The organism is Pseudomonas sp. EA_65y_Pfl2_P78 (assembly GCF_963970495.1).
Taxonomy (GTDB): Bacteria; Pseudomonadota; Gammaproteobacteria; order Pseudomonadales; family Pseudomonadaceae; genus Aquipseudomonas; species Aquipseudomonas baetica_A.
On record NZ_CAXAON010000037.1, the window covers coordinates 1 to 24,717 of the forward strand.

Below are 24,717 nucleotides of genomic sequence, written 5' to 3' on the forward strand. Positions count from 1 at the left end.
CAACATTTCCATGCTGATCACCCTGTGTTCTCCTGCTCAAAAAGTGAGCAGAAGCAGTTGAACACCTGGGTCAGTTTTCAGTCGGCAGAACAGCCTCTACTGGGTCAGTTTTCGGTCAGCGGCAACATGCACCACCCTTAAGTGTGGAAAACTCAGCACTTTCGATATTGCTTTCGAGCACTTGAGCCGCATTCTCGGCGACGAATTTGTCATCTTTATCACCCCCTGTCAGATTCTTTGTCCCCGATCCGTAACAAAAGTTATTGGGTTTTTTTTCGACCCCGATAATCGTGTCGTCTCCCTCACCCATCAGCCAGATAACACCTTTATTTTCCCCTGGGGAGCCGAGTACTGCGCCGGGCGTTTGCGCGGTGACGCCGTTTCGTGCATCAATCGTATCGGCCAGACCCACTACTTCAGGTACGTAGACGATCGGCATGATATCCAGCCCCCATTTTCTTGCTTGCACTCTTCTTTTCTTCAGTCTGTCTTCGTAGTTGCCATGTACGATGGCCTCAGTGGTGTCCTTATGTGTCTGGTCAAGCATGTTTCTGGCTGCCGTATGCAACCGCTTGGCAGTTTCGATTTTTGCTTTGGCAAGTTCGTAGCGATTCTTGATGTCTTGATCGATTTCCATCAACGGCACAAACGAGAACCATCCGGTACGCAAGCGCTCCTCAGCGGTCAGCTCAATGTAGTCGTCGATTTCGTCAACCACACGAACTGCCCCGTAGATTTGTGAGCCGATGGCCATGAATAGACCACATGCAAGGCCGACGGGGCCTGCGGCAGAGAAGCCGGCCATGGCGGCGGCCCCCAGAATGACGGTCATGGCAGCACTGGCAACATTCAAACCTCCGCTGACGTAATGATCCATGGCTTCTTTGCCGGTTTTATTGCTGGCGGCATTGAACTCTTTGACTGCGCTATAGATATCGAACGGTAACGTCAGCGCTCCCCCAGCAAGCCCGCCTGAGCGGCTCAATCTGATTCCGGATCTGGTTTTGATGAAGTCCTTCATCGCACCATTGCCAGCCTCAAGCATGCGCTGCCCGGCTTTGGTGAGGGCAATGTCCGTGACAATCGACCCGACTTCCACCCCGACACCGACACTGTTGAAAATGATTTCATCCTTCTCATTCTTCTGGACGGCATCGTAAATACCCCGAATGCCCATGAAAATGCCGAAGGCCTGAATACCTACGCTTGCGCCGACGGTGGAATGATTTTTGATGATGATCCAGCTTGGACTGCTTTTCTTTTTTGAGTAAGCCACTCGCAGATCAAGATTTTGGGCGGAGTTCAGAAGCCGAGACATTTTTTTGTGGTAGCCACCTTCCTCGACTTTCACACCGGCTTCTTCTCTTATTACTGGAGGAGCAGTGGGCGGGCGCAAGTTGGCCATCTCGAACAGCAGTGAGGGGAGTAGATAGTCACCGCCGAAAGTAGAAATTTTCATGCGTTTCTCGATTTCGGGGTAGCTCAGTTGCAGGGAGTTTACGAATGATCGAGGGGGTGTACGAAACTGAGTGTTATGGCCAGTCAGCGGTTGACCATCAATAGTCGCACCCAAAGCATCCAGGCCGCGTCGAGTTATTGTGTAGGGGCCTATTTTAAAAGGGCCGAACAGATCGTCGAGCATCTTGAGTTGACCGGGTTTACGTCGACTGTTCTCGGGCGTCGTATTATTACCATCGTTGTCGATGTCAGCTTCGAAGTCCATCGTCGAGGCGGTTCGTTCGTTGGCATGAATTCCCATATCGAAAACGGCGATAGCGTCATCTTGTGGGTAGATTTTTTCAACCGGGATGGGCGTTGACATCTAAACTTCCTTGTTGGTGATGTTTAACTTGAAAAGTATCGCTGGGCGCTGCTGCGGTAAAGCTGGTATTTGATGCAATAAGTTTTTTTGTTTTTTGTTTTTTGTTTTTTTCGCAGCAGCTGACGATCGTGCGCTGTTTTTCGCAAGCGTGGTCTGGAAGGATATGACGCAGAGTTAGTGTTATGTGTTTTCTGCCGGGCGGGTCGCTTAATCGTTCTGATCAGCGCTCTCTTATGATGAACAGCGTTGTTTGCCCCAGAGCATCAGTTTGAACACCTCCGAGCAGATAGACAATTTTGTTTGCATCCATGTAACTGGCCAGAGGGTGCTGTTGCTGACCGATCCGGGTCTGCAACATGGCAGAGGTCAGTGTCAACCCCGGGGCGATGGGGCGCTTTAGCCTCCCACCGATAATGTCGGGAAGGTTCAATACGAATACCGCGTCTATTGTTTCCCGGTGAAACAGCAAAACATCCTCGCTGTGCGGCTCAAATGTGGAACTGATGACATAACCGTCATCCTCCAGCACATGGCTGAACAGCAATCGCAAGCTGGATATTGCAGGCGCCTTTGCATACGCGTTCCAGTGGTGGGGGAATCGTCCTGGATCGAGATCCAGACGCTGCAGGCCCTCTCCCAATACCGAAGGAATTGCCAATGATGTACCGTGGCCTCTGCCTTGTTCGCTGAAGAGGTCGCGCAACATCAACAAGGGGTCAGCGAGTTCGCGTCGCGGGGGTTGCAGGAAGCTCCTGTCCGTCCAGTAGCTAAATGTCTGGTTCAAGACGGCCAACCCATGAGCGGTGATGATTTCGGATCGATTTGCCTGATTGAATATGGCCCGGGCAAGAAAACTTACAGACTGATCCGACAAGTATCTGAACGTCCGGGAAATATATTGAGTGATGGGCATTTCAAAAGGGAAACGCCGGTCCAGGACAATCCACCGATCATTTCTTTTGATCGCCCACTTTGGTTGCAAAGACGGATTGTCGCGGAGCATGTATTCGAAGGCGTCATACAACGCGGGCGCAAACAAAGGATGTTGCAAATAGGCGAGCCGCGAGTCGGAATTGAGCGTCTGCTGGACAATGCGATAATAAAGCTCGTCTATCTCGATGTGTTGGCCCAGTTGCGGTTGAATTCTTTTTCCCCAGTTGCGCCACAGCCCATAAGACAGATTAATGGCTTGCGGGTTGGCTGACAGCAGGCGCTCGGTCAACGTTTGTGTCTGGTGAGGGGCATCATCCAGATGCGGTGGCTTACTTGGGCCCGGTATCGGTTCTTCAGTGTCGGTTGGAAGGCGACGCCTGTCTTGCTGCGAACGCTCTGGTACGGGATCGGTTTCAGGGGCTTTGCGACGCCAGATTTTCGTTCCGGGGATCTGTTCAAAATAGATATCCGGCGAGTAGGTTGTCGTCGCGAATGCTTGCTGATACTCATCGGCGGCGTTTTTACGCACCATGACCGTTCCGTCTACCGTGTCAACGTAGGTTTTGCGATGTTTGTCATGTCTGATTCCGTCCGGCGTGTTCTCTGCGGGAGAGAGTTGGGCCGCGTCCCAAGGGTTCAGGAATACCGGTGCTTCTGGCGGCCGGGGGGCATCAGCGGTGGTATGTGGTCTGTCCGCCTCGGAATCGTTGGTCAGCCAGTCCGGGCGTTCGAAGGTCCAGGTCGGCTGGCGCTCGGATTTGTTCAGGAAAGGGCCAGGCAGCGTCGGCATGAAGTCGAAAGGCACTTGATATCGGCCGTCGCCCTGGCGCTGGACAAGGATATGCCCCTCATTTTCGACGTGAGCATAGAGCTTGCCATCCGGACTGGTGAAAAGACCGCTGTCAGATCCGAGAGGATTCAACATGTGCAACCGATCGGCAGGCCACGTAATCGAGCGTAGAACGGTACTAACGGTTTTCGGGCGGGTATCAGGCATTTCGCTGACCCTTACAGAAGGCGGCGGCGAAGAGCTCCCGGTATAACCATGAGAGGGAATTGTGGGCGTTTGATTGTCCCCCGGCACTCTCCAGAACGCGCTATCGAAGTTCAGCCGATTACTTTCCAGAGTGCCCGGCGAAGGACTTCTGGGCGTTGGAGGTGTATGGGGCGCAGCTATACCGTGCACAGGCTTCGGTGGTTTGGCCATTAATATATTCTCTCTATTTAAATATAAGGTGCGTATTGTTCGATGCGGCGCTGAGGGCTAGCGCCATAAAGCGGCCACTAAAAAATAATCAAGACGTTTGGCCGATTGCAGTAAAGCATTCGCGCTAAATAGCGAGTTTCATCCCTCCCTCACGACAAAGAGCGTTGGTGTGTAAGGGGTTGATTCTTGTACGCCGCCGATTAAATAGACGATTTCGTTTTGTGCAAGATAACTGTCCAGTTTTTCTTTCTCCGGCGACTTTAGTTTGTTTCGAAACACTGGATTAGTGAGTTCTGAACCAGCAGTCGTGCTACGAGGAACAGTATCGCCGGTGAAGCCTGGAAGTTTTAATACGAACACCGCGGCAACACCTTGCCGGTGAAATATCAAAGCGTCTTCGCTGTGCTGCCGCGTGGAAGGGTTGATGCTATAGCCGCTCTGTTGCAGGACGAAGCTGAACAAGTTATGCAAACCGGCGCTGGTCGGTGCGGCCGTGTAGGTGCCCCATTCCTGGGGAAAGCGCTGTGGATCAAAGTCCAAGCGCTGCAGAAGATCGGAGCCTCGGGCAGGCAGAGTTAGCAATCCGCCCGGCACGAGAGGGGAGGGCTGTGTTTGCAGCTTTGGCAACATCACCAACGGATCGGAAAGACTGTGCAAGACTTTCTCGTTAGTGACCCGGTCTGTCCAGTGACGGAGTGTCAGGGCCATCACCGAGATTCCATGGGCGTTGATCCCTTCAGGTCGGCTGGCTCGCGTAAATACGGCTCGGGCGACAGCGCTGGCCGAATGTTCCGACAGATAGTTGAAAGCGTCGCAGACGTATTGCGTCAAGGGTTTGGTAAACGGCGGATGGTTATCCAGAACTTTCCATTGGCCATCCCGTTTCAGCGCCCATTTTGGTTGGCGCGAAGGCTCATCGCGCAACATGTTTTCGAATGCGTCGAAGTGATCAGGTACGAATGCTGGATGTTGCAAATAGACCAGTCCGGTCTCTGGGCGTAAACCTTGGCTTACGATCACATAGTGCTGACCGTCTATTTCGACAGACTCGCCTGTCTCCGGTCCTATGGATTTTCCCCAGTTTTTCCATTGGCCCAAGGACAAGTCCAGTGCGCTCGTTTGTTGATGAAAAAGATTCTGCACCAGTGCACCGGCATCGGTCGCGACATGGGTTTCATCCGACACACGGAAGCGTTTACTTGGGCCCGCCGTTACTTCGGGCGTGTCGGCAAGGGCTTGATCAATCTCAGGGAGAGGGCGTTTCGAGGGGGTGTTGACAGGTTCAATTTGGCGCCAGAGGGTTGTATCGGGAATTTGTTCAACCCATTCACCGGACGGGCTCGATTCCCCTGCGTGGGTCTGGCGGTAACCGCCCTTGTCTTTGCGCACCATGACGATTCCTCCTTCCATTTCGACATATGCCTTTTTGAACTTGTCGTAGCGGATGCCTTCCGATGTGGCTGGATTTCTTTTCAGGTGGGCGGCCGATTTGTCATCGATGAATACCGGATGCTTTGGCCTGTCGCCAAGCGGCGTATCGACAACCGGAACCTGATGGGGGGGTGGTGTGTCCTGGGTTCGCGCCACGGTTGCAGTGTGCCGCGAGGGCTGTGGATCTGGCAGGCGATTGATGATGACACTGGCGCGCGGGATGGATGTCCCTGGCGAGGCGATGGATGAGTGGGCAGTCGATATCGGATCCCCACCTACAGCGCCTGAGACGGATAAGGTGGGGTCGCTGTGGGTACCTGCAAGCGGCGACGGGCTTCTTGGTGTTGTCGTAGACGTCTGCGGCGAAGGCGAGCCTGGCGTTTTCTTGGATGGCTTTAACATTGCGTTGCTCCGATGAATTGTGGATTCATTTATCCGAAAGGACGCGCCGGGCAATAGAAGCGCAACTGCGAGGTTGCCTGCGGCGAGTCTTCAAGGGAGCGATGTTCGGTAAAATGGCGTCAGCGCGTGCGGTATATATGTCTTGATCCAAAAACAATGATGCAAGGCATTACCGGTTTGTAGAGGGCCGATATGACGCTCCCCTCGCCGTTGGCGGGCGAGGGGAGAACGACAGTCAGCGCTCTCTAATAATGACCACCGCTACCGGATTCGACGCAACCTTCGCCACCCCGCCTACCAGCCAGACCACTTTGTTTTGGGCCTCGGCGGTCTGAAGAGCGAGCAAGGCGGCACTGCCGATTCTTTGTGGCAAATTCGGATCAGCGAGTTCGTTGCCCGGGGTATGCGATAGACCTGGATCTCCGACCGTTCCCAGTTTGAGATAAAAGACCTCTTGATGATTTGTGCGTCTGAATACCAACGTAGGACTGCGGTGTTCATATGTCAGGGGAAAGATGTCGTAGCCGCTGCGAACCAGCAATGCGCCGACGAGGCGTCTGAGATTGAGGTCGCTTGGATAGGTCAGGTAGTGACGCCATTCGACCGGAAAGTGTGTTGGATCGAAGGTCAGCCGTTGTAAATCTCCATCACCCTGGGGGCGCAGCGGAAGGATCCTTTTGTTTCCGATATCAACGGATGTCACCACGGGCAGCATGTTCATCGGATCTGCGTAAGCGGGTGCGGTGGGAAACGGTTTTTGGTTCCACTGGTGCAAGACAGCCTGAATGTTGATCAGTCCGGTGCCTGTGATGGTGGGCGAGTTATCGGAGAGTTCAAACAGTTTCCTGGCGACGGCCCGCGAAGTGAAATCAGAGAAGTCCGGAAATGTATCGGCTACGGATTGCGACAGGGGCTTTTCAAAAAAACGTTTACCGGGACGGATTTCCCCCGGCTCGGTACCGATACGAAACGTTGCCACCGGTTGGCGTTCGGGATTTGTTTGCAGCATCTGCTCAAAAGCATCGAAATGTGTCGGAACAAATTCGGGGTGCTGTAGAAAGTACACTTTGGGCAGGCTGTTGGGGGCAGAGCCGATGGGCACGATGGGATAATGGAGCCAGCCGAGCTGGATGGAATCTGCGGATGATGGTGGGTTCAGATCGCCCCATGGTAACCAGAAGTAGGGTGTCTGGACCGATGAGGCACTGTTGTCGTTCGCCGGCGGTGTAGAGTCCTCGGGCTCATTGAGTCGCGGTCGCTTGCTCGGGCCGGGCGAGGGTTCGTCAAATTCGGCGACGGCGCGAAGAGGGTCTGGTGCGAAGCTTTCGTCTGTTGTCGTGCTCTGCGCTTTTCGGCGCCAGAGTTTTGTCCCGGGAATGTGTTCAAAAAAAATGGCGGGTGAGTCACTTGTCGTGGCAAAGGCTTGCTGATATTCGCCATCGGCGTTTTGACGCACCATGACGGTTCCTTCTGCCGTATCGACATAGGTCTGTTTGAGCTTGTTGTAGCGGATTCCGTTCGCTGAGAGTTCAGCTTTGCTCAGCTTTGCTGCGTTTTCTGGTGAAAGGTAGGACGGTGTTTGCGGTTTTACGGCTTCAGCGCCCGAAGTCCGAGTAAGTTGCCAGCCCGGTTGTTCGATGCGCCAACTGGCCTGGCCTTGATTTTTCGTCAGAATCGGGCCTGGAACGCCCGGTGCAAAGGAGAGTGGAACGTAATATTGTCCTTGCCGATTCTGTTCTACAACGAACTGGCCCTCTGTTCCGATCTGGGCGTAGGTTCGCAGATCCGGCCCAGTGAACAATCCTGTGTTGTCTGCAAGCGGCACCAACTCGTTGAATCGGCTTTGAGGCCAGGCAATCTGGCTGCGAGCGGTGATGTAGCTATCAAGTTCGGCACCGGGCATCCTGCTCACTGTGACGTTGGCTACACGAGAGGTGGCGTCTTGAGAGATATTCGGAAAGTGCTGTGCGGACGTTGAATCGATGCCAGGCAGGTATACGTCCGGAAGGTGTGTTGTACCGCGGTTATCTGAGAGATAGTCCACAGATCGGGTCGTTGTACTTGTTGTACTTGTTGTACTCGTAGTACCGGATCCAGTTGTAGTAACAGGCGCTTTTTTTGTTGGCTTGATCATATAGGTTTATTCCATCCATTGGATTTTTTGAAAGCGGGAGAAACTGCCTTTTCGTGGCGTTCAGGCGCAGCCGATCAACGCGCGGTAATGCCTGAGCGCTTCAACCGCCGAGTGCGCAATAAGTTGTCGGTTTTAAATCGATTTTTGTGTGTTGGTGGGGCAGGCTAATTTATGGCGAAACCTGGCGTTGATAGACCCGGTGTCTGATGGGTGCAGCGATTCAAGACCTGCAGTTTCGCGTAATCAACAACTTCGCTGTCCAGCAGCCAACGGCGTCTGGCAAAGCTATAGCTGAGTATTCCGGCTCGATTGTCGATCACACTGATATGTCTGACCCTGATGTCCTTGTCGGCAATGGCGATGAATTCTTCGGGCAACGCTGTGGCCCAGTCGTCGGGGGCTTCGAAAAATCTGGCATCGAGGCCATCGAAATAAATTGTGTCGAAGGAGAGGTCGACAGTTTTGACAATGCCTTTCGCAGTGACGACACGCACTTGATCGACAAGATCTTCACTGTCGTAGTCTGGTAGATAGACCGTACACGTTCCAATCTGCAGTTGATTTTTCTCCAGTTTTATTTCGACATTGCCCAGTGCGCTGGCATCGAACTCCCACGTGGACGAAAAGCGCAATCTGTTGTTGGCCTTTGCCAGTGCGCCTGGCGTAGCGATTCTGATTATTAGGTCTGCCGCGAGATGGATCAGATATGTCGCCCCGTCACCTAGCAGACTTTCGATCGCGGTTTGTTCAGGATAAGACGTCAGCGTGGCGCAGGCGGATCTGGCGCTCAGTTGATAGGCTTCGTTCACGGGAAGTTCAAACAGGTACAGACCTGCGCGGTATTGCTCTGGAAGAGGGATCCGGGTTTTCCACTTCGTGAATGCGTACACCTTATAGTTTGCAGCCACGGGAGGCACGTCAGTTTTCAGTGTGAGATGAGCATTGAAAGCGACGCCGTCACTGAATGCAAAAACATATTGATGATCGGGGTAGAGCGCCATGGTTCTTAGCGTTTTCACGCTATTCATTGGATCGTTTCCACCCCTTGCCTGCGCGAACAACTTGATTGTTAATGTCTTTTTCCCAAAGTAATAGACCAGATCGCAACCCATTAACAGATCATGTTTTTTTGCCGATATTCTCGCCAGGAAGTGTGCTTCTGATTTAGTCAGTTCATCACTCGCGAAGTCCAGAAAAATTCTGGTGACAGCGTTGGTACGCTTTACTGCGTAAAACCGGGTGTGTTGTTGAGTTCTTGGAATGTAATAGCTGGCATCGTTGTTGTGCCGGATTATGCAATCGGATGTGTAAAGAATGACCGGACTTTGCGGTCGTCCTTTGCGGGTGATGACCACCTCGACGTCGATGGGTCTTTCGCTTTTGATTGATTCAGGAAGCTCAGGTACCAGATAAAAGCCGTCCTCGGTAATGAAGGTGAGTTTGTTGTTCTTTAATTGATAATCGTCACCGAGCCGTTTGTAGATGTCACGGATGATGACCTTGCTTCTGGGCCTGTCGTGGAAATCGAATTTCGAAGTGATGACCAGCGCGCTCTTCTCGATGATCCAGCTTTCAATCAGATCCATTCGCCAATTCAAGACAATGACGCTTTCTTGCTTACCGTCTTCGATGATGCAAATGCAGCCCGCTTCATGGGCAATGAAATACTCGTCTGCTCCGGATTCACCCGATGCCGTTGCACCTTTGTGAATCAAATGAATCTGGTCGTTTCCTGCACCAGCTCTGATGGTGTCGATGCCACGGGACTTGATGATGTTGCGTTGTGCTGTACCGGTGACGGTGCTTGTGGCATGCGCGACGGTTTCAACATTCTCGATACTTTCCAGAACGCTGTGGAGCGTACGTTTTTTTCCGCCTTCGGCCGATGGATCAGGGGTGATTACCTGGAGCCTCCCCGCCACCAGGTCGATGTCATACCCGGGTTGCTCCGCAGCACTAAGGTTATAAAGGCCGCCAAGGGACAAAGTGTCGTTGCCTGCTCCGCCCTTCAATGTCGAATAATGGTCATCCCTGGAAACATTCTTGAGTCGATCGGCAGCGCCTTCGAAGACGAATCGATCGTCTTTGTCCCCCCCTGTCAGCTCTTTTCTTCCGGTCTTGTAAAAAAAGGCGTTTGGTTTTTTTTCAACCCCTCGGATTGAGTCTTTACCGTCACTGATGAACCACAGGACCGCTTTGTGCTCTGCCGCGGAGCCCAGTTGCGCGCCCGGAGTGGCACCGCTAACACCTTCGCGGGCGTCAATGGTGTCATCGACTCCTGTTATTTGTGGAAGATTGACGGTTTGCCACCGGTCTTGTTTAGTCCACCAGTTACGTGCCCATATCCGAGTCGGCTTGAGGTTGACCTCAAAAGCACCATGAACGATGGCTTCGGTGGTGTCCTTCAGCTCGCCATCCAGCAGTTTCTTTGCCGCGTCCTTCATTTTCCTGGAGTGCTCGACCCTGGTTTTGGCAATGCTGTAGCGATCCTGCACATCGGCGTCAGGATCCATGAAACAGAACGAGAACCAGCCTGTGCGCCAGCGCTCATTGGTGGTGAGTTCGATGTAATCGTCAATATCGTCCACCAGTCTTACGGCAGCGTAAGCCTGAGCGCCAATGGCCAGAATCGCTCCCGCCGCGAGTCCGACCGGACCTGCAAAAGAAAAGCCTGCCATCGCTGCGCTGCCGAGTATCAGGGTCATGGCGGCACTCGTTAGGCTCAAACCGGCACTGATGTAATGATCCAGCGCTTCTTTCCCGGTTGCATTGTCTGCAGCGGTCAAGGATGTGACCGCGGCATGTAAATCGAAAGGCAGCGTCAGCGCTCCCCCGATCAACCCACCGGAACGACCCAATCTCACGGCGAATCGGGTTTTGGCGAAGTCCTTGTAGGCAAATTGGCCAACCTTGATCATTTGCGTGGCCATTTTAGTCACGGCCATGTCTACAGTTATGGAGCCCACTTCAGAGGTGATGCCCGCGCTATTGATTACGGCTTGCGCGGTGTCACTGTTTCTGACCGCATCGACCACCCCGCGCAAACCCATGAATATTCCAAAGGCTTGAATCCCGACACTTGAGCCGAGCAGGCAGTCGCTCTTGATCATTGACACCCAGCGAGGGCTGCTCTTGGACAGGTAGGCATGACGCAAATCGAGTTTTTGCGCGGAGCCTAGAAGTTTCGCAAGTGTGCTGTGGTATGTACCCTGATCAACATCGCTCGTGGGATTGTTTCCAAGCATCGGCGGGGCGTCTAATGGACGTCGGCTGGCAATTTCGAACAGCAGCGACGACAACAGGTAGCCCTCCGTGACCGTAGTTGATTTCATTCGGGTTTCTATATCGGGCGAGCTGAACTGTAACGAGTTGATGAAGGAGCGCTTGGGCGTTCGAAAGAAAGTGTTCTGACCATTCAGGTGTTGTCCGCCCGTCGTTGCGCCCAAAACGTCCAGGGAAACTCGTGTAATTGAAATAGAGCCGATATGAAGTGGACCGAACAGATCGTCGACGATTTTCAGCTGTTGTGTTTGGCGTTTGTTCGCGGTGGCGATTTCGCCATCAAAATCGATGGTCGAAGCTGTGCGCTCATTGGCATGGAAGCCTATATCGGTGATTACTACGGAGTCAGTTTGCTGGAACGAATCCGGTGTAAAAGTGGCCATTTGAACATCCTTGTTCTGCCCAATTATTTGTCGAATAGCGCGGTTATATTAGGTTTTGTTTTTTAGAGTTGTACATCCATGGGTTGTTGCGTTGTATTTCGCCCGACGCGGCAAGTTGAAATGCCCTTTAAATATCTCAGTGGCTGCTGAGTAACGATACGGCTCCTGCACTACCGAACAAACCGGCGCTGATCCGGTTGAACCAACTTTGTCCCTTGCCGCTGCGCAGATAGCGCGCAGCACCATGGGCGCCCAGTCCGTAGGCCAGTTTGCACAGCAGGTCCAGCAAGGTCCAGGTTGCAATCATCACCAGTAACTGCGGCAGGAAAGGCTGTTCGGCGCTGAGGAACTGTGGCAGAAACGCGGCGAAGAACAGAATGTCTTTCGGATTGCTCGCGCCCAGCACGAACGCGCGCCCGAACAGTGCACGAAAACGTGGGACAGCCGTCGCTTGTGGCACTTCGGCGCCTGTCGAAGGCTGGCGCGACTGCTGCCAGCTCTGCCAGGCAAGATAGAACAGGTAAAATGCGCCGATGATTTTCAGCGCGCTGAATAACTGTTCCGAAGCCAGTAGCAGGGCCCCCAAGCCAAGCGCGGATGCGCTGAGCAAACAGATCGAAGCAATCACGCCGCCGAGAAACGCCGGGTAAGAGCGCCGCAAACCGTAATTCAGGCTGTTGCTGATCATCAGCAACGACAGTGGCCCCGGAATCAGGATCACCACCAGTGCAGCGCCGCTGAACAGCAGCCAGGTTTCCAGACTCATCACTTTCCTCCTTTTTTGTTGTACTCAAGAATGTGCAAAAGCCCCACCCGCCAGGGTGAGGCTGTTTTGAAGCCAGAACCGCTTAACGCTTACAAGAAGATGAACTTGGCGATGAAGATCGCGCAGAGCACCCACAGGCTGACGGAAATTTCCTTGTACTTGCCGGTACCGGTCTTCAGCGCCACATAAGTGATGAAGCCCAGCGCGATACCATCGGCGACCGAGAAGGTCAGCGGCATCATGATCGCGGTGACGATGGCAGGAATCGCGTCAGTGGCTTCGTCCCATTCGATGTGGGCCATGCCGCCCATCATCAGCATCGCAACGTAGATCAGTGCACCGGCGGTGGCGTAAGCGGGAATCATGCCAGCCAGTGGTGCGAAAAACATTGCCGCTATAAATAGCACACCTACGGTGACGGCGGTAAGACCAGTCCGACCGCCAGCGGCCACGCCGGCAGCACTTTCTACATAGCTGGTGACAGGCGGTACACCGACCACGGCACCGAAAACGCTGGAAGCACTGTCGGCTTTCATGGCGCGGGAGAGGTTTTCGATGCGACCGTCAGCGCCGACCAGATTGGCACGCTGGGCAACGCCCATCAGGGTACCGGCGGTGTCGAACATGTGCACAAAGAGGAAGGCCAGCACCACACTGATCATGCTGACGTTAAACACGCCAGCAACGTTCATCGCCATAAAGGTCGGCGCCAGGCTCGGCGGCGTCGACATGATGCCCTCGTAATGCACGATGCCCAGGCCCCAACCGGCCAGCGTCACGGTGATGATGCTGATGAGGATCGCGCCAAAAACTTTGTGGTAGCTGAGGATGGCGATCATCAGGAAGCAGATGGCGGCGAGCAGCGGGCCCGGTTCACGCAGGGAACCGAGTTTGATCAGCGTGGCCGGGCTGTCGACGACGATGCCTGCGGTTTTCAGGCCGATCAGGCCAAGGAAAAGACCGACCCCTGCGCCCATCGCAAAGCGCAGGCTCACAGGAATACTGTTGAGCAGCCATTCGCGAATCCGCGAGAAGGTCAGGATCATGAACAGCACGCCTGAGACGAACACTGCGCCCAGCGCCGTTTCCCAGTTGTAGCCCATGGTGCCGACCACGGTGTAGGTGAAGAAAGCGTTCAGGCCCATGCCCGGCGCCAGACCCACCGGCCAGTTGGCGTAAAGGCCCATCAACAGGCAGCCCAGCGCAGCGGCGATACAGGTGGCGACGAATGCCGCACCATGGTCAATCCCGGCATCGGCCATGATGTTCGGGTTGACGAAGATGATGTAAGCCATCGTGATGAAGGTTGTCAGACCGGCAATCAACTCGGTCTTCACCGTGGTGCCATGCAAGCTGAGTTTAAACAGGCGCTCCAGCAGGCCATTGCGTAACGGCGGCGAGAGATCCAGCGTCGATGCTTCGGATTTGCGGCTTTCCACAGCGAGTACTCCTCAAGAGTTTTATTGTTATTTCCAGGGCCGGACCCATGAGGGGTGGCAGCGGCCCTTTGAGGCATACGCGAATTTGTTGACCATAAGGTCAGGAACTCGCACGCTGTGGATTATGCTTTTGTGTACAAATAAAGCAAATATTGTTTTTGATTTTGTTTACGAACGGTCCGACGATAGCGATATATCGCCACTGCGTGCCCTTCGCGAGCAAGCCAGACGATTCAATGGAGATGTGCCTGACTCTCACCCAAGGCCAGATTCACCGCCAACCACCCATTCACCGCTGTCTCCCCAGCCTCGGCGAACACCCGCTCCAGCAACTTCACCTGCTCACGGCGCAACGACTGTTCGAACTTCCTCCCTTCGGCCGTCAATTCCAGCAGGCGCTTACGCTTGTCAGCCTGCGATGCCACGCTGTCGACCAGATGCATTTCCTGCAACTGGCGCAGCGGCATGTTCAGCGCCTGCTTGCTCACCCCAAGCAAGGCCAGCAACTCCTTGACGCTCAAATTTGGATAACGAGCGATGAAAAACACAATCCGTTGATGCACCCGAGACAACCCGCGGCGCTCAAGCATTTCATCAGCCTTGGCGGTGAAGGCCTGATAACCGAAGAAGAACGCTTCCATGGCCTGTTGCTGACTGGTTGGGTTTTTAAGGTCAATCATGTTGACGTACTCGCTCGGGTTATCGTAATTTCAGTCAATAAGTTTGACTCATTTTTCACATGCCTCGCTACCGGTGACTTCCATGGCTTTTTCCGAACGTGTCTCGCGCCTTAAAAGTTCTTTGATCCGTGAAATCCTCGCCGCCGCTCAGCGTCCGGAAGTGATGTCATTCGCCGGCGGCCTGCCTGCCGAGGCCATGTTGCCGAAAGTCGAATGGGGTGACATGCCGCTGTCCCTCGGCCAATACGGTATGAGCGAGGGTGAGCCGGCGCTGCGCGAAGCCCTGGCCGCAGAGGCGAGGGCGCTAGGCTTGGCGTGTGAGGCGAGTCAGGTGCTGGTGGTCAGTGGCTCCCAGCAGACTCTTGATTTGGCGGCCAAGCTGTACATCGACAAGGGCACCGAGATTCTTCTGGAAGCACCGACTTATCTGGCCGCTTTGCAGATATTCCAATTGTTTGGCGCCGAATGCCTGACCGTGCCGCAGGAGTCCGATGGCCCGAACCTGGCGCAATTGCGCAGTCGTCTGGAGCAACACCGTCCGGCGTTCATCTACTTGATCCCGACGTTCCAGAACCCATCCGCCGTGCGCTACAGCGAGGCCAAGCGTGCAGCCGTCGCCGCATTGCTCGATGAATTCGGTGTGACATTGATCGAAGACGAACCCTACCGCGAACTGACGTTCGACGGCGCCAGCGCCAAGCCGATTGCCGCACGGCTGCGCAATTCCAGTTGGATTTACACCGGCACGGTCTCGAAAACCTTGCTACCCGGTTTGCGTGTCGGCTACCTGATCGCCAGCCCGGATCTGTTTGCGCCTCTGCTCAAGCTCAAGCAATCGGCGGATCTGCACACCAATCGCATCGGTCAGTGGCAAGCACTGCAATGGATCGGCACTGAGCAATACCAGCAGCACTTGAGTGAGTTGCGCGGTTTTTACCGAGAACGGCGCGATGCCTTTCAGTCAGCGCTGGAAACGCACTTTTCGGATCTGGCGGACTGGAACACGCCGCAGGGTGGGCTGTTTTTCTGGTTGACGCTGAAACAGCCGCTGGACACGCGCACGTTGCTTAACAAGGCGTTGGCCAATGATGTAGCGTTCATGCCAGGGGAGCCGTTCTTTCCCGATCCCGATAAAAATCTCGGACATTTGCGTCTTAACTTCAGCCACATTGACGCGGCACGGCTGGATGAAGGGCTCAAGCGATTGGCGGCGGTGGTGCGTCAGGCGCAACGAGACAGGGCGGCCTGAACATTTTTGTCTGGATTTTTGTGCTGACTGGGCGGTCTTTTTCGCGAGCAACCCCGACCCCAAAGGGGAAATACATTGAACGATGTGCGGGCTTGCTCGCGAAGGCGTCAGTCAGAACGGCACAAAAACTTCAGGCCGCAGCAAACCGCTTATCCAGATAATCAATGATCACCTTGGACTCATACATCCAGGTCGTCTGGCCATTCTCTTCAATCCGCAGGCACGGCACCTTGATTCGGCCACCCTGTTCCAGCAGTGTCTGGCGATCCTGCTCGTTGTTTTTCGCATCCTTGAGCGCCACCGGCACATTGAGGCGACGCAAAGTGCGACGGGTCTTCACGCAAAACGGGCAGGCGTGGAACTGATACAACGTCAGGTCCTTCGCAGCCGCTTCCACCTGTGCCTGAGCGGCGGCGGGGCGGTTTTTCTTGCCCGGGCGGGTGATGAAATCGATGAAAATGATCAGTTGGCCGAGGCCAACACGAAGTGCTTTAACGAACACGTTACAAGCCTCACAGAGATATTGAAGAAGGCGCGCAGCTTACCCGATTTTTCACGGGTGAAAAAAAACCGGCGATCAACGCCGGTTTTTTACTGTTGCCAATTACTTGATCAAGCTGAGGAATTCGCTGCGGGTGGCTGCGTTTTCACGGAACTCGCCGAGCATCACCGAAGTGATCATTGACGAATTCTGCTTCTCGACACCGCGCATCATCATGCACATGTGCTTGGCCTCGATCACCACGGCAACGCCCAGCGCGCCGGTGACTTGCTGCACCGCATCGGCGATCTGGCGGCTGAGGTTTTCCTGAATCTGCAGGCGGCGGGCGTACATGTCGACGATCCGTGCGACCTTCGACAAGCCCAGCACTTTGCCGCTCGGGATATAAGCAACATGCGCCTTGCCGATGAACGGCAGCAGGTGGTGTTCGCACAACGAGTACAACTCGATGTCCTTGACCAGCACCATTTCGCTGTTATCGGAGCTGAACAGGGCACCGTTGGTGACCTCTTCGAGCGTCTGTTCATAACCGCGGCAGAGGTACTGCATGGCTTTGGCGGCACGCTTTGGCGTGTCGAGCAGGCCCTCGCGGGAGACGTCCTCGCCCAGTTGGCCGAGAATCGCGGTGTAGTTCTGTTCCAGTGTCACAGAGGCTGATTCCATAAGGGTTTCAGAGGGGTACTGTTTCTGTCTGTACCAATTTTGTACCAATCAAGCTGATTTCGAGCTGTCCGAGTTAACCCCAGTCGGTGCTGGAGTTGATCCATCGGGCGCAGGTCGATAGCAACTACTGAACGCTATGACCGAGCTGAGTGGCAATAAACGCAGGGTTCATACCCGCCATGAGGCACATGGTAGCGTAAGTGTGTCGGCAGTTGTATTGCCGGCGGGCGCGAATCCTCAAATCGGCCGGTGTGAACCTGAAGCCTTTGCCGAGCCCCCGGGACTGTCAGGCAAATTCAAAGAGACGGAACCGATCGGCATCAAATCGCACAACGGGGCCGGTAGTTCGACGAATCGCCGTCAAACGGTTTTCCTAGCTTGCGACCGGTTTTCCAAACAGGACTATACCGATGGCGATCAGCAACCCCACGGCAAATAGCGCCGCTTTGCCAGGTTCTTTACGGTCCAGTGACGACAGCAGCGCCTGTAGCGATTGCAACGCGTAGAAAATCACAAACGCCTTTGATGCATACGTGATGATTTCGTAAATACCAGCACTCCAAGTGATGCCGATTGCCACAAGCGCAGTCACGAGGCTGCCCACATTCACAGACAGGCGCTTGTGCGTCGCTTCAGCCAGCAGTCCGCTAGCGCCATTCATATCGGCAACGGCTGCCGATGATTGGGACGCAAGGGCGGCCGCGATCAATAGTGGGGTGACGGCGGCACCGACAGGGGCAAGCATGTCGATAATCGCCGTTTCCCCGCCTTCGGCGGAGGGGCTGCCGTGAAATAAATGCGTCAGGAGAAAAACGAACCCGACGTAGATAAATGTTGATATCCACTGGGCATAGCGCATTGTCCGCAGCCGGGTTTGTGTGTCGTATTCGGCGCCCAAATAACGGGATGTTTCAAAGCCTTGGACCAGTACGATCAGTCCCAATAGAACCTGGAGTTTTCCGAGTCCTTCCTGTGGCTCAACAGGCGAAGAGATTGTATGGCCGGTGGTTGCGAACAAAATCAGCGCAGCGAAAATTCCGAGAATGACGCAGAGCTTGAGGCCGACGGCGTAGACCTCGATACGCTCAAGCGCCCTGAGCCCGCCAGATAGTCCAATCACGCCAACAGTGGCAATCGCGATTGAAGCGACAATTTGCACCGCCAGTCGGCTTTCTACCTCCACGATTCGCATGCCGAAGGCAGCGAACAGATTCAGGTAGTAAGCGACAGATACGAAATAGGCGAGTGACAATGCGAAATCAGAAGCTCGCTCAATGAAAACAGACGTTGGAGGCAACGACTTCAAACCGGGTTGCACATAACGAATGTTATGGCGCATCACCGCCCCGTAGAGGTAACCCAAGGAGCAAAGCGCCGCCATGGCGAGCCAGGCCGCGCTACCAAACGTGTTTGCCAGAATTGGACCTACGACCAGAAACCCAGATCCAATAATCGAGGCCAGAGGAGTGACCGTGGCACGCCACAGTCGCATTCTGAGTACGCGAGGGTGGAAGAAAACACAGGCGACCAGGATTGAAACAAGAATAAGGCCGGCATTGCTGATCACTAACGTTGCTCCAGAATGATCAAGTGCTCACTTGGAGCCTGATCGTCGTCATTTCCAGTGATGTCGATCGAATGAAGGGTAGCTCAAGGGGTTTTCAGGGCGGTCATGCCAGGCGTTGTTCTTATCCTTGCCTGGCTAGGTGACGACTTAAAAAATGCCAAGCGAAACAGGGTGTTTGATTGGCGTCAGCGAGGGAGCGAATGATCAGATGGTTTACTGATCTGGCTGGAGCGATGTCCCTTTCGATGAGCCGGTGTAACGGTTTTATTCGTCGCGACCTTCCATCATGGTGCGTTTAAGCATCACATAAACCGCGCCGGCCCCGCCGTGTCTGGCCTGGCACGAGCAGAAACCAAGCACTTGTGCGTGCTGGCGCAGCCAGGTGTTGACGTGGCTTTTGATCATCGGCCGCTTGCCGTCCAGGCGCACGGCCTTGCCGTGGGTGACGCGAACGCAGCGGATTTCGAATTTGGTCGCTTCGGCAAGAAACGCCCAGAGGGTTTCCCGGGCCTTTTCCACGTTCATGCCGTGCAGGTCGAGGCTGCCCTCGAACGGAATCTGCCCGACCTTGAGCTTGCGCATCTGACTTTCCTGTACCCCGTCGCGGGCCCACATCAACTCGTCTTCCGGGCCGACGTCAATCACGAACTGATCGGACAGGCCATCAACGGTGGTGGTGTCGGTGCGCACGGTAGCGGACTGGCGCAATTTGGCGATCTGCGCGCGGTCAGCTTTGGGTTTGCCGGTGTCGGCGCGGTCGTGCTTGATCGGCTTGACGCCTTGGATCGCACTTTTGAACAGGGAAAAATCGTCGTCTTGCATGTCAGCCTCCGCGAAGGGCGGCCAGTTTACCCAAGTCGAAACAAAACGGCCCGGCAAAAAGCCAGGCCATCGAGTCAGTCGTGTTTTTTCATCAGGTGCGGGGACATGTTCAATTCCCGCGATTGCCGTGCACGACGGCGGCAGCGACGCCACAGGGCGACACCGAAATACAGAAACAGCAAACCGACTGCCAGAATGATCGCGGAGCCCATTGGCGTGGCGTTCAAGTCGCCGAGCGCTGGCGGGCGCCCCAGCAGGCTGGCGGCCCCGGCCATTGCCAGCAGCACGCCGAATGTCGCCAGAATGGCTGCAATCGCCGCGCCGAATCGAAAACGCCAGTTGCTTTGGCCTTTGGGCCGCAAGCGGCGTGCGTCAAATCCATCGGATAACTTCATTCCGACCTTCCTCAATGGGTATCGGCCCTTCGACCGGGAGTTGACCGGGTTGTTCCTGAGGCTATGGCATTTGCGTCAAATGAGAGGCTTTTGTGGATGAGCGGCAGTGTGGGCCGCTCATCAGGGCGCGATCAGATGAGATCTTGTGTTTTGGCGAGGGTGGCAAAGTTGTCGGCCATGATCGCCATTTCCGCTTCTTGTACCACTTCGGCGCTGAGTACCCGGCCTTTGAACGGCAGGTCACGGGTGGCGCAAGCATCTTCAACGAGGGTGCAGCGAAAACCCAGGTTTTTCGCCGCACGCACGGTGGTGCTGACGCTGGAGTGGCTCATGAAACCGCAGACGATCAGGTCCAGCGAGCCAAGGTTTTGCAAGCGGTCGAGCAGTTCGGTGCCATGGAAGGCGCTCGGCAGCAGTTTGCCGATGATGGTTTCATCGCCCTGCGGTTCTAGGCCGGGGATGAATTCGCCGCGTTCGCCCTGTGGGTCGAACAGGCCACCGACGGTGCCGAGATGACGCACATGCACGATCGGCCGACCGGCTGCACGGGCCGCAGCGATCACTTGTTTGATGTTCGCGACGGCCGCATCCATGCCGCTCAGGGCCAGTGGGCCACTGAGATATTCTTTCTGGGCATCGATGATGACCACGGTGGCATGGCTCAGTGTGGCCGCTGCGTAACCGCGACCGCTGAGTTGAAACATCGTTTTTGGAACGGACATTCTGGGGCTCCTTGGGGTGGGGCTTTTGCGACATTGTCCTCTGGCTGAGCGGTTCTGTGAATCGCTACCATCGTAGGCACCGTCGTTGCTGGCTTGCAGCCTTGTCAAGTTACACGTTCTGTTCAATAGCTGATGCAAAAAACAGAAAACCCCTACCGCTGTGGCGGGATTTTTCCTGCGTCGTCGTGGCGCGTTTTGGCTGTTAGAATCGCCAGTCGTTTTTTCTGGAGTTCTGCCCCGTGATCACTTCCCGACTTCGTACCCTGCGCGACCACATCCGTTGGGCCGTCAGCCGCTTCCATGGGGAGGATCTGTTTTTCGGCCATGGCACCGACAATGCCTGGGACGAAGCCCGGCAACTGGTGCTGGGGGCATTGCATCTGCCGTGGGAAATCGCCGACAGCTATCTCGATTGCGCACTGGAAGATGACGAACTGGTCAATCTGCAACGCCTGCTCAAGCGTCGCATCGAAGAGCGTATCCCGACCGCTTACCTGTTGGGTGAGGCGTGGTTCTGCGGCATGTCGTTTATCGTCGACGAACGTGTATTGATCCCGCGTTCGCCGATTGGTGAGCTGATCGAAAACCATTTTGCGCCGTGGATTGGCAATGACCCTGCGCGAATTCTTGATCTGTGCACCGGTTCCGGTTGCATCGGCATTGCCTGCGCCTATGAGTTCCAGAACGCCGAAGTGGTGCTGGCGGATCTGTCGTTCGAAGCGCTGGAAGTGGCCAATCAGAACATCGAGCGCCATGGCGTCGATGAGCGTGTCTACACTGTGCAGGGCGATGGTTTCGAGGGGCTGCCGGGTCAGCGTTTCGACCTGATCGTGTCGAATCCGCCTTACGTCGATGCGCAAGATTTCGCCGACATGCCGGACGAATACCAGCACGAGCCGGAGCTGGCCCTGGCGTGCGGTGATGATGGTCTGAACCTGGTTCGGCGGATGCTCGCCGAAGCGGCGGATCACCTGACCGAGAAGGGGTTGCTGATTGTCGAAGTGGGTAACAGCCAGGTTCACGTCGAAGCGTTGTACCCGGAAGTCGACTTCGCCTGGCTCGAGTTCGAGCGCGGTGGGCATGGCGTGTTCATGTTGACGGCGCAGCAGTGCCGCGATCATCAAGCGCTATTCGCTTCTCGCGTCTGACCCCTGAACGCTTCGCGAGCAGGCTCGCCACCTTTGGAATGCATGTTCCTGTGAGAGCGAGCCTGTTCGCCAATGGCAGCGCCGCAGTTTGAAGTTATCAGCGGTGCGTAGCAATCCAGATCAACAACCCCGCCTGAAACACCGCAAACGCCACCAGACAGGTAATAGTGAAGCGCAACCCGGCGTCTTCGCGCTTGAACTTGCTGACCTTTTCTTCCTGCTTCTGGAGCTTCACTTCCTGCTCGGCCAGATTCTGTTCGGCCTGCTGAAGCATTTGCGCGGCTTCAAGAATCTCGACGATCTGCAGCTTTTCGCTGTTCCAGTCGCCAATCAGATCACCGACCTGAGCATCCTTGATGCTGCCCTTCAAATGCTGGGCGTCGGCGTAGACCACATCAAATCCGTGCACCCGCAGAAAATGATCGCGGCGCAGTCGAGTGTCTTCGTTCAGCGCGTCCTTGTTGTTCAAGTCCATGCCGTCGACGGTGTAGGCGGGCCAGTGTTTTTTCGCCCAGGTAATGCCATGCGCGGCCATGAAGCGGCCGATGCCACGGTTTAACGGTTCAATCTGCAAGCCGCTGTCCGGGCCGAAACTCACACGTTTGGTGGTGTGATTGACCCACACGTCGAGATGATTTTGCTCTTTGCGAACACGCTGGCTCGGCAGCTTGATCGCCATGCGCATCAGGCTGTGTTCTTTGCTATTGCGCTCGGCATAGCCGAATTCGACAAAACGCAATGGCCGGCCACCGGTGTGGCGGTCGGTCTTCAACGGGGCCAGGCGGAGCATCTTGTGGTGCTCGACGTGGACATCCGCCCACGGCAGCTCGACCGCTGGCGGTGCGTCTTTTTCAGCGGTGGTGTCGGGTGAAGTCTGGGTATCAGTCATAACGGCGAGATCCTGTCCAAGCCCTGCTTGCCGCCAGCCAGTACGCTGGCGACAAAGGCTTATCGGCCGTTTCTTGCAAGACTGGAGGGCAAACAGCGCTTATCGGGTGCGAAGTCCGTCAATAAATTCGATGATTTTCGAGCCGAGTTCCGCTGCCAGAGGCAAATTCGGGTCTTTGTAGGAGGCCAATTGCCGCTTCACGTCGTTAGGCACGATGCGCATGACGTGGTTCATGCCTTCGATCACCGCCAGTTCGGCGTCCGGTTTGGCGGCTTTGAGCAACTTTGCATCATGGACACCGACCTGAATGTCGTTGCTGCCCTGAACGATCAGTGCCGGCATCTTCAGTTGCGCGAACGCTGCGGCCGGATCCTGTCGGAATAGCGAGATCAGATACGGCTGCACGCTTGGCCGGAAAATCACCTGCAACGGCCCCGGTACATTGTCGTCGGTGCGGCCGGCCTTGAGGTTGTCGAGCAACTCGTTGCTGCGCAACATCAGCGGTGGTGGCAGGCTGCGCGCCAGTTGCTGGCGGATCACCTGATCGACCGGCCGCGCGCTGCCAGACAGGGAAATCACCGCCGCGGCATCCAGCTTCGGCGCGGCAAGGCTGGCAATCAGTGCGCCTTCACTGTGGCCAAGCAGGATGAGCTTGCCAAAACGCGGGTCGGCCTTGAGCTTCTGCCCCCACGCCACGGCGTCTGCCGCGTAGGCCTCCACCGACAGGTTGCGCTCGTCCGGCGTGGCCGCAAGGCTGGCGGCCACGCCGCGCTTGTCGTAGCGCACACTGGCAATGTGGTGTTTAGCCAGCACCCAGGCCAGCCGTTTAAGGCTGTCATTGCGCCCGCCGTCGGGGTTGTTTCCGTCACGATCCGTAGGCCCCGAGCCGGAAATGATCAGGACAACCGGTACAGGGTTGTCGGATTTTGGCAGCAACAGCGAACCGAAAAGCTCGCCGCTCCCCGTATCCAAAGTTACCGGGCGTTGTAGGACCGTCGCTTGGGCAAAGCCCGTAAACAGGGTAAGACTCAAAATCAAAACTCGCAGCATCATCACGCCATCATTCGCCAAGGTGCCGGTTGGACTCACCAACACCGCTAAGGTTCGAGGATGAACTAGTCGGTTAGCCTGCGTATACTGGCGCGCATTACGAATTTGGGTTTGATTTCACGGAGCGTCCTGCATGTCCGGCAATACCTACGGCAAGTTGTTCACTGTCACCACCGCTGGCGAAAGCCATGGTCCGGCGTTGGTCGCCATTGTCGACGGCTGCCCGCCGGGCCTGGAAATTTCCCTCGAAGACTTGCAGCGCGACCTCGACCGCCGCAAGCCCGGCACCAGTCGACATACCACCCAGCGCCAGGAAGCCGATGAAGTCGAAATCCTCTCCGGCGTGTTCGAAGGCCGCACGACCGGCTGCTCCATCGGTCTGCTGATCCGCAACACTGACCAGAAGTCCAAGGACTACTCGGCAATCAAGGACCTGTTCCGCCCGGCCCACGCCGACTACACCTACCACCACAAATACGGCGAGCGCGATTATCGTGGCGGCGGCCGTAGCTCGGCCCGCGAAACCGCCATGCGCGTGGCGGCAGGTGCAATTGCCAAGAAGTTTCTGGCCACCCAGGGCATTGTCATTCGCGGCTATATGAGCCAGCTCGGCCCGATCGAAATCCCGTTCAAGACCTGGGATTCGGTTGAAGAAAACGCGTTCTTCTGCCCGGATCCGGACAAAGTCCCGGAGCTGGAAGCCTATATGGATCAATTACGCCGTGATCAGGATTCGGTGGGGGCGAAGATCACCGTGGTCGCCGAAGGCGTCATGCCGGGTCTGGGCGAGCCGATTTTCGACCGTCTCGACGCCGAACTGGCGCACGCGCTGATGAGCATCAACGCGGTGAAGGGCGTGGAAATCGGCGCCGGTTTCGCCTGCGTTGCCCAGCGTGGCACCGAGCATCGCGATGAAATGACTGCGCAAGGTTTCCTCAGCAATAACGCCGGTGGCATTCTCGGCGGCATCTCGTCCGGTCAGCCGATCGTTGCCCATCTGGCGCTCAAACCAACGTCGAGCATCACCACCCCGGGCCGTTCGATTGACGTCGAAGGCAACGCGGTCGACGTGATCACCAAAGGTCGACACGACCCCTGCGTGGGCATCCGCGCCACACCGATTGCCGAAGCGATGATGGCCATCGTGCTGATGGACCACCTGCTGCGTCACCGTGGGCAGAACGCCGATGTGCGCGTGAGCACCCCGGTGCTGGGTCAGCTTTAATGGCAG

19 protein-coding genes and 1 pseudogene are annotated in these 24,717 nt (G+C 55.7%); 3 read left to right on the plus strand and 17 right to left on the minus strand.

Annotation, left to right across the window (positions count from 1 at the left end; all coding sequences use genetic code 11):
• Positions 1-115: 115 nt before the first annotated feature.
• The 8 genes from AACY02_RS22575 to AACY02_RS22610 all read right to left on the minus strand — a co-directional run bounded on the left by AACY02_RS22575 (position 116) and on the right by AACY02_RS22610 (position 14,479).
• Positions 116-1,822, minus strand: coding sequence for a hypothetical protein (locus tag AACY02_RS22575; protein ID WP_339433853.1), 1,707 nt, complete (start codon positions 1,820-1,822; stop codon positions 116-118).
• A gap of 220 nt (positions 1,823-2,042) precedes the next feature.
• Positions 2,043-3,752, minus strand: coding sequence for a hypothetical protein (locus tag AACY02_RS22580; protein ID WP_339433854.1), 1,710 nt, complete (start codon positions 3,750-3,752; stop codon positions 2,043-2,045).
• Positions 3,753-4,100: 348 nt separating this feature from the next.
• Complete coding sequence (locus AACY02_RS22585; protein WP_339433855.1) at positions 4,101-5,795, minus strand: hypothetical protein; 1,695 nt, start codon at positions 5,793-5,795, stop codon at positions 4,101-4,103.
• Positions 5,796-6,030: 235 nt separating this feature from the next.
• Entirely contained in the window at positions 6,031-7,698 is a 1,668-nt protein-coding gene (locus AACY02_RS22590; RefSeq protein ID WP_339433856.1) for a hypothetical protein, read from the minus strand.
• A 395-nt stretch (positions 7,699-8,093) separates the two neighbouring features.
• Positions 8,094-11,594 carry a calcium-binding protein gene (locus AACY02_RS22595; RefSeq protein ID WP_339433857.1) on the minus strand — a complete coding sequence of 1,167 codons (3,501 nt, stop codon included), beginning with the start codon at positions 11,592-11,594 and terminating at the stop codon, positions 8,094-8,096.
• Between the two features lie 136 nt (positions 11,595-11,730).
• Positions 11,731-12,360 carry a LysE family translocator gene (locus tag AACY02_RS22600; protein ID WP_339433858.1) on the minus strand — a complete coding sequence of 210 codons (630 nt, stop codon included), beginning with the start codon at positions 12,358-12,360 and terminating at the stop codon, positions 11,731-11,733.
• A gap of 89 nt (positions 12,361-12,449) precedes the next feature.
• Positions 12,450-13,799 carry an NCS2 family permease gene (locus AACY02_RS22605; protein WP_339433859.1) on the minus strand — a complete coding sequence of 450 codons (1,350 nt, stop codon included), beginning with the start codon at positions 13,797-13,799 and terminating at the stop codon, positions 12,450-12,452.
• Positions 13,800-14,032: 233 nt separating this feature from the next.
• Positions 14,033-14,479, minus strand: coding sequence for a MarR family winged helix-turn-helix transcriptional regulator (locus tag AACY02_RS22610; RefSeq protein ID WP_339433860.1), 447 nt, complete (start codon positions 14,477-14,479; stop codon positions 14,033-14,035).
• An 82-nt stretch (positions 14,480-14,561) separates the two neighbouring features.
• On the opposite strand from AACY02_RS22610, the gene AACY02_RS22615 reads away from it, so the two are divergent.
• Positions 14,562-15,728, plus strand: coding sequence for an aminotransferase-like domain-containing protein (locus tag AACY02_RS22615; RefSeq protein ID WP_339433861.1), 1,167 nt, complete (start codon positions 14,562-14,564; stop codon positions 15,726-15,728).
• 130 nt (positions 15,729-15,858) lie between these two features.
• Here the strand turns inward: AACY02_RS22615 and AACY02_RS22620 are convergent, their stop codons facing one another.
• The 7 genes and pseudogenes from AACY02_RS22620 to AACY02_RS22650 form a co-directional block, all read right to left on the minus strand.
• Positions 15,859-16,230, minus strand: a complete 372-nt coding sequence (locus AACY02_RS22620; RefSeq protein ID WP_339433862.1) for a glutathione S-transferase N-terminal domain-containing protein — start codon at positions 16,228-16,230, stop codon at positions 15,859-15,861.
• 102 nt (positions 16,231-16,332) lie between these two features.
• Positions 16,333-16,878 carry a GTP cyclohydrolase I FolE gene (gene folE / locus AACY02_RS22625; protein WP_010456659.1) on the minus strand — a complete coding sequence of 182 codons (546 nt, stop codon included), beginning with the start codon at positions 16,876-16,878 and terminating at the stop codon, positions 16,333-16,335.
• A gap of 88 nt (positions 16,879-16,966) precedes the next feature.
• Positions 16,967-17,134 (minus strand): annotated as a pseudogene (locus AACY02_RS22630) (site-specific integrase); the annotation flags it as partial.
• A 132-nt stretch (positions 17,135-17,266) separates the two neighbouring features.
• Positions 17,267-18,460 carry a hypothetical protein gene (locus AACY02_RS22635; protein WP_339433863.1) on the minus strand — a complete coding sequence of 398 codons (1,194 nt, stop codon included), beginning with the start codon at positions 18,458-18,460 and terminating at the stop codon, positions 17,267-17,269.
• A 264-nt stretch (positions 18,461-18,724) separates the two neighbouring features.
• Positions 18,725-19,282 (minus strand): Smr/MutS family protein, encoded by a 558-nt coding sequence (locus AACY02_RS22640; protein ID WP_221733919.1) that lies wholly within the window; start codon positions 19,280-19,282, stop codon positions 18,725-18,727.
• 74 nt (positions 19,283-19,356) lie between these two features.
• Positions 19,357-19,677, minus strand: coding sequence for a hypothetical protein (locus tag AACY02_RS22645; protein ID WP_007914024.1), 321 nt, complete (start codon positions 19,675-19,677; stop codon positions 19,357-19,359).
• A 131-nt stretch (positions 19,678-19,808) separates the two neighbouring features.
• Complete coding sequence (locus tag AACY02_RS22650; protein WP_339433864.1) at positions 19,809-20,399, minus strand: cysteine hydrolase family protein; 591 nt, start codon at positions 20,397-20,399, stop codon at positions 19,809-19,811.
• A gap of 239 nt (positions 20,400-20,638) precedes the next feature.
• Between AACY02_RS22650 and prmB the strand changes: the two genes are divergently transcribed.
• A complete protein-coding gene (prmB, locus tag AACY02_RS22655; protein ID WP_339433865.1) occupies positions 20,639-21,547 on the plus strand; it encodes a 50S ribosomal protein L3 N(5)-glutamine methyltransferase in 909 nt (302 codons plus the stop codon).
• Between the two features lie 97 nt (positions 21,548-21,644).
• On the opposite strand, the gene AACY02_RS22660 is transcribed toward prmB, so the two are convergent.
• Both AACY02_RS22660 and AACY02_RS22665 read right to left on the minus strand, forming a co-directional pair.
• Positions 21,645-22,436: a hypothetical protein gene (locus AACY02_RS22660; protein WP_339433866.1), complete on the minus strand. Its 792-nt coding sequence runs from the start codon at positions 22,434-22,436 to the stop codon at positions 21,645-21,647.
• Between the two features lie 99 nt (positions 22,437-22,535).
• Complete coding sequence (locus AACY02_RS22665; protein WP_339433867.1) at positions 22,536-23,489, minus strand: alpha/beta hydrolase; 954 nt, start codon at positions 23,487-23,489, stop codon at positions 22,536-22,538.
• A gap of 130 nt (positions 23,490-23,619) precedes the next feature.
• Here AACY02_RS22665 and aroC point away from each other — a divergent pair, with 130 nt between their 5' ends.
• The gene (gene aroC, locus AACY02_RS22670) at positions 23,620-24,711 is read left to right on the plus strand and encodes a chorismate synthase (protein ID WP_339433868.1); all 1,092 of its coding nucleotides are present in this window, start codon (positions 23,620-23,622) and stop codon (positions 24,709-24,711) included.
• The last annotated feature ends 6 nt before the right edge of the window (positions 24,712-24,717 follow it).

What these genes read in the sequence shown, in the direction of transcription:
- AACY02_RS22575 (WP_339433853.1), bottom strand. Translation starts at nt 1,822, where the DNA reads ATGTCAACGCCCATCCCGGTTGAAAAAATCTACCCACAAGATGACGCT.
- AACY02_RS22580 (WP_339433854.1), bottom strand. Translation starts at nt 3,752, where the DNA reads ATGCCTGATACCCGCCCGAAAACCGTTAGTACCGTTCTACGCTCGATT.
- AACY02_RS22585 (WP_339433855.1), bottom strand. Translation starts at nt 5,795, where the DNA reads ATGTTAAAGCCATCCAAGAAAACGCCAGGCTCGCCTTCGCCGCAGACG.
- AACY02_RS22590 (WP_339433856.1), bottom strand. Translation starts at nt 7,698, where the DNA reads ATGCCCGGTGCCGAACTTGATAGCTACATCACCGCTCGCAGCCAGATT.
- AACY02_RS22595 (WP_339433857.1), bottom strand. Translation starts at nt 11,594, where the DNA reads ATGGCCACTTTTACACCGGATTCGTTCCAGCAAACTGACTCCGTAGTA.
- AACY02_RS22600 (WP_339433858.1), bottom strand. Translation starts at nt 12,360, where the DNA reads ATGAGTCTGGAAACCTGGCTGCTGTTCAGCGGCGCTGCACTGGTGGTG.
- AACY02_RS22610 (WP_339433860.1), bottom strand. Translation starts at nt 14,479, where the DNA reads ATGATTGACCTTAAAAACCCAACCAGTCAGCAACAGGCCATGGAAGCG.
- AACY02_RS22615 (WP_339433861.1), top strand. Translation starts at nt 14,562, where the DNA reads ATGGCTTTTTCCGAACGTGTCTCGCGCCTTAAAAGTTCTTTGATCCGT.
- AACY02_RS22640 (WP_221733919.1), bottom strand. Translation starts at nt 19,282, where the DNA reads ATGCAAGACGACGATTTTTCCCTGTTCAAAAGTGCGATCCAAGGCGTC.
- AACY02_RS22645 (WP_007914024.1), bottom strand. Translation starts at nt 19,677, where the DNA reads ATGAAGTTATCCGATGGATTTGACGCACGCCGCTTGCGGCCCAAAGGC.
- AACY02_RS22650 (WP_339433864.1), bottom strand. Translation starts at nt 20,399, where the DNA reads ATGTCCGTTCCAAAAACGATGTTTCAACTCAGCGGTCGCGGTTACGCA.
- AACY02_RS22660 (WP_339433866.1), bottom strand. Translation starts at nt 22,436, where the DNA reads ATGACTGATACCCAGACTTCACCCGACACCACCGCTGAAAAAGACGCA.
- AACY02_RS22665 (WP_339433867.1), bottom strand. Translation starts at nt 23,489, where the DNA reads ATGATGCTGCGAGTTTTGATTTTGAGTCTTACCCTGTTTACGGGCTTT.
- aroC (WP_339433868.1), top strand. Translation starts at nt 23,620, where the DNA reads ATGTCCGGCAATACCTACGGCAAGTTGTTCACTGTCACCACCGCTGGC.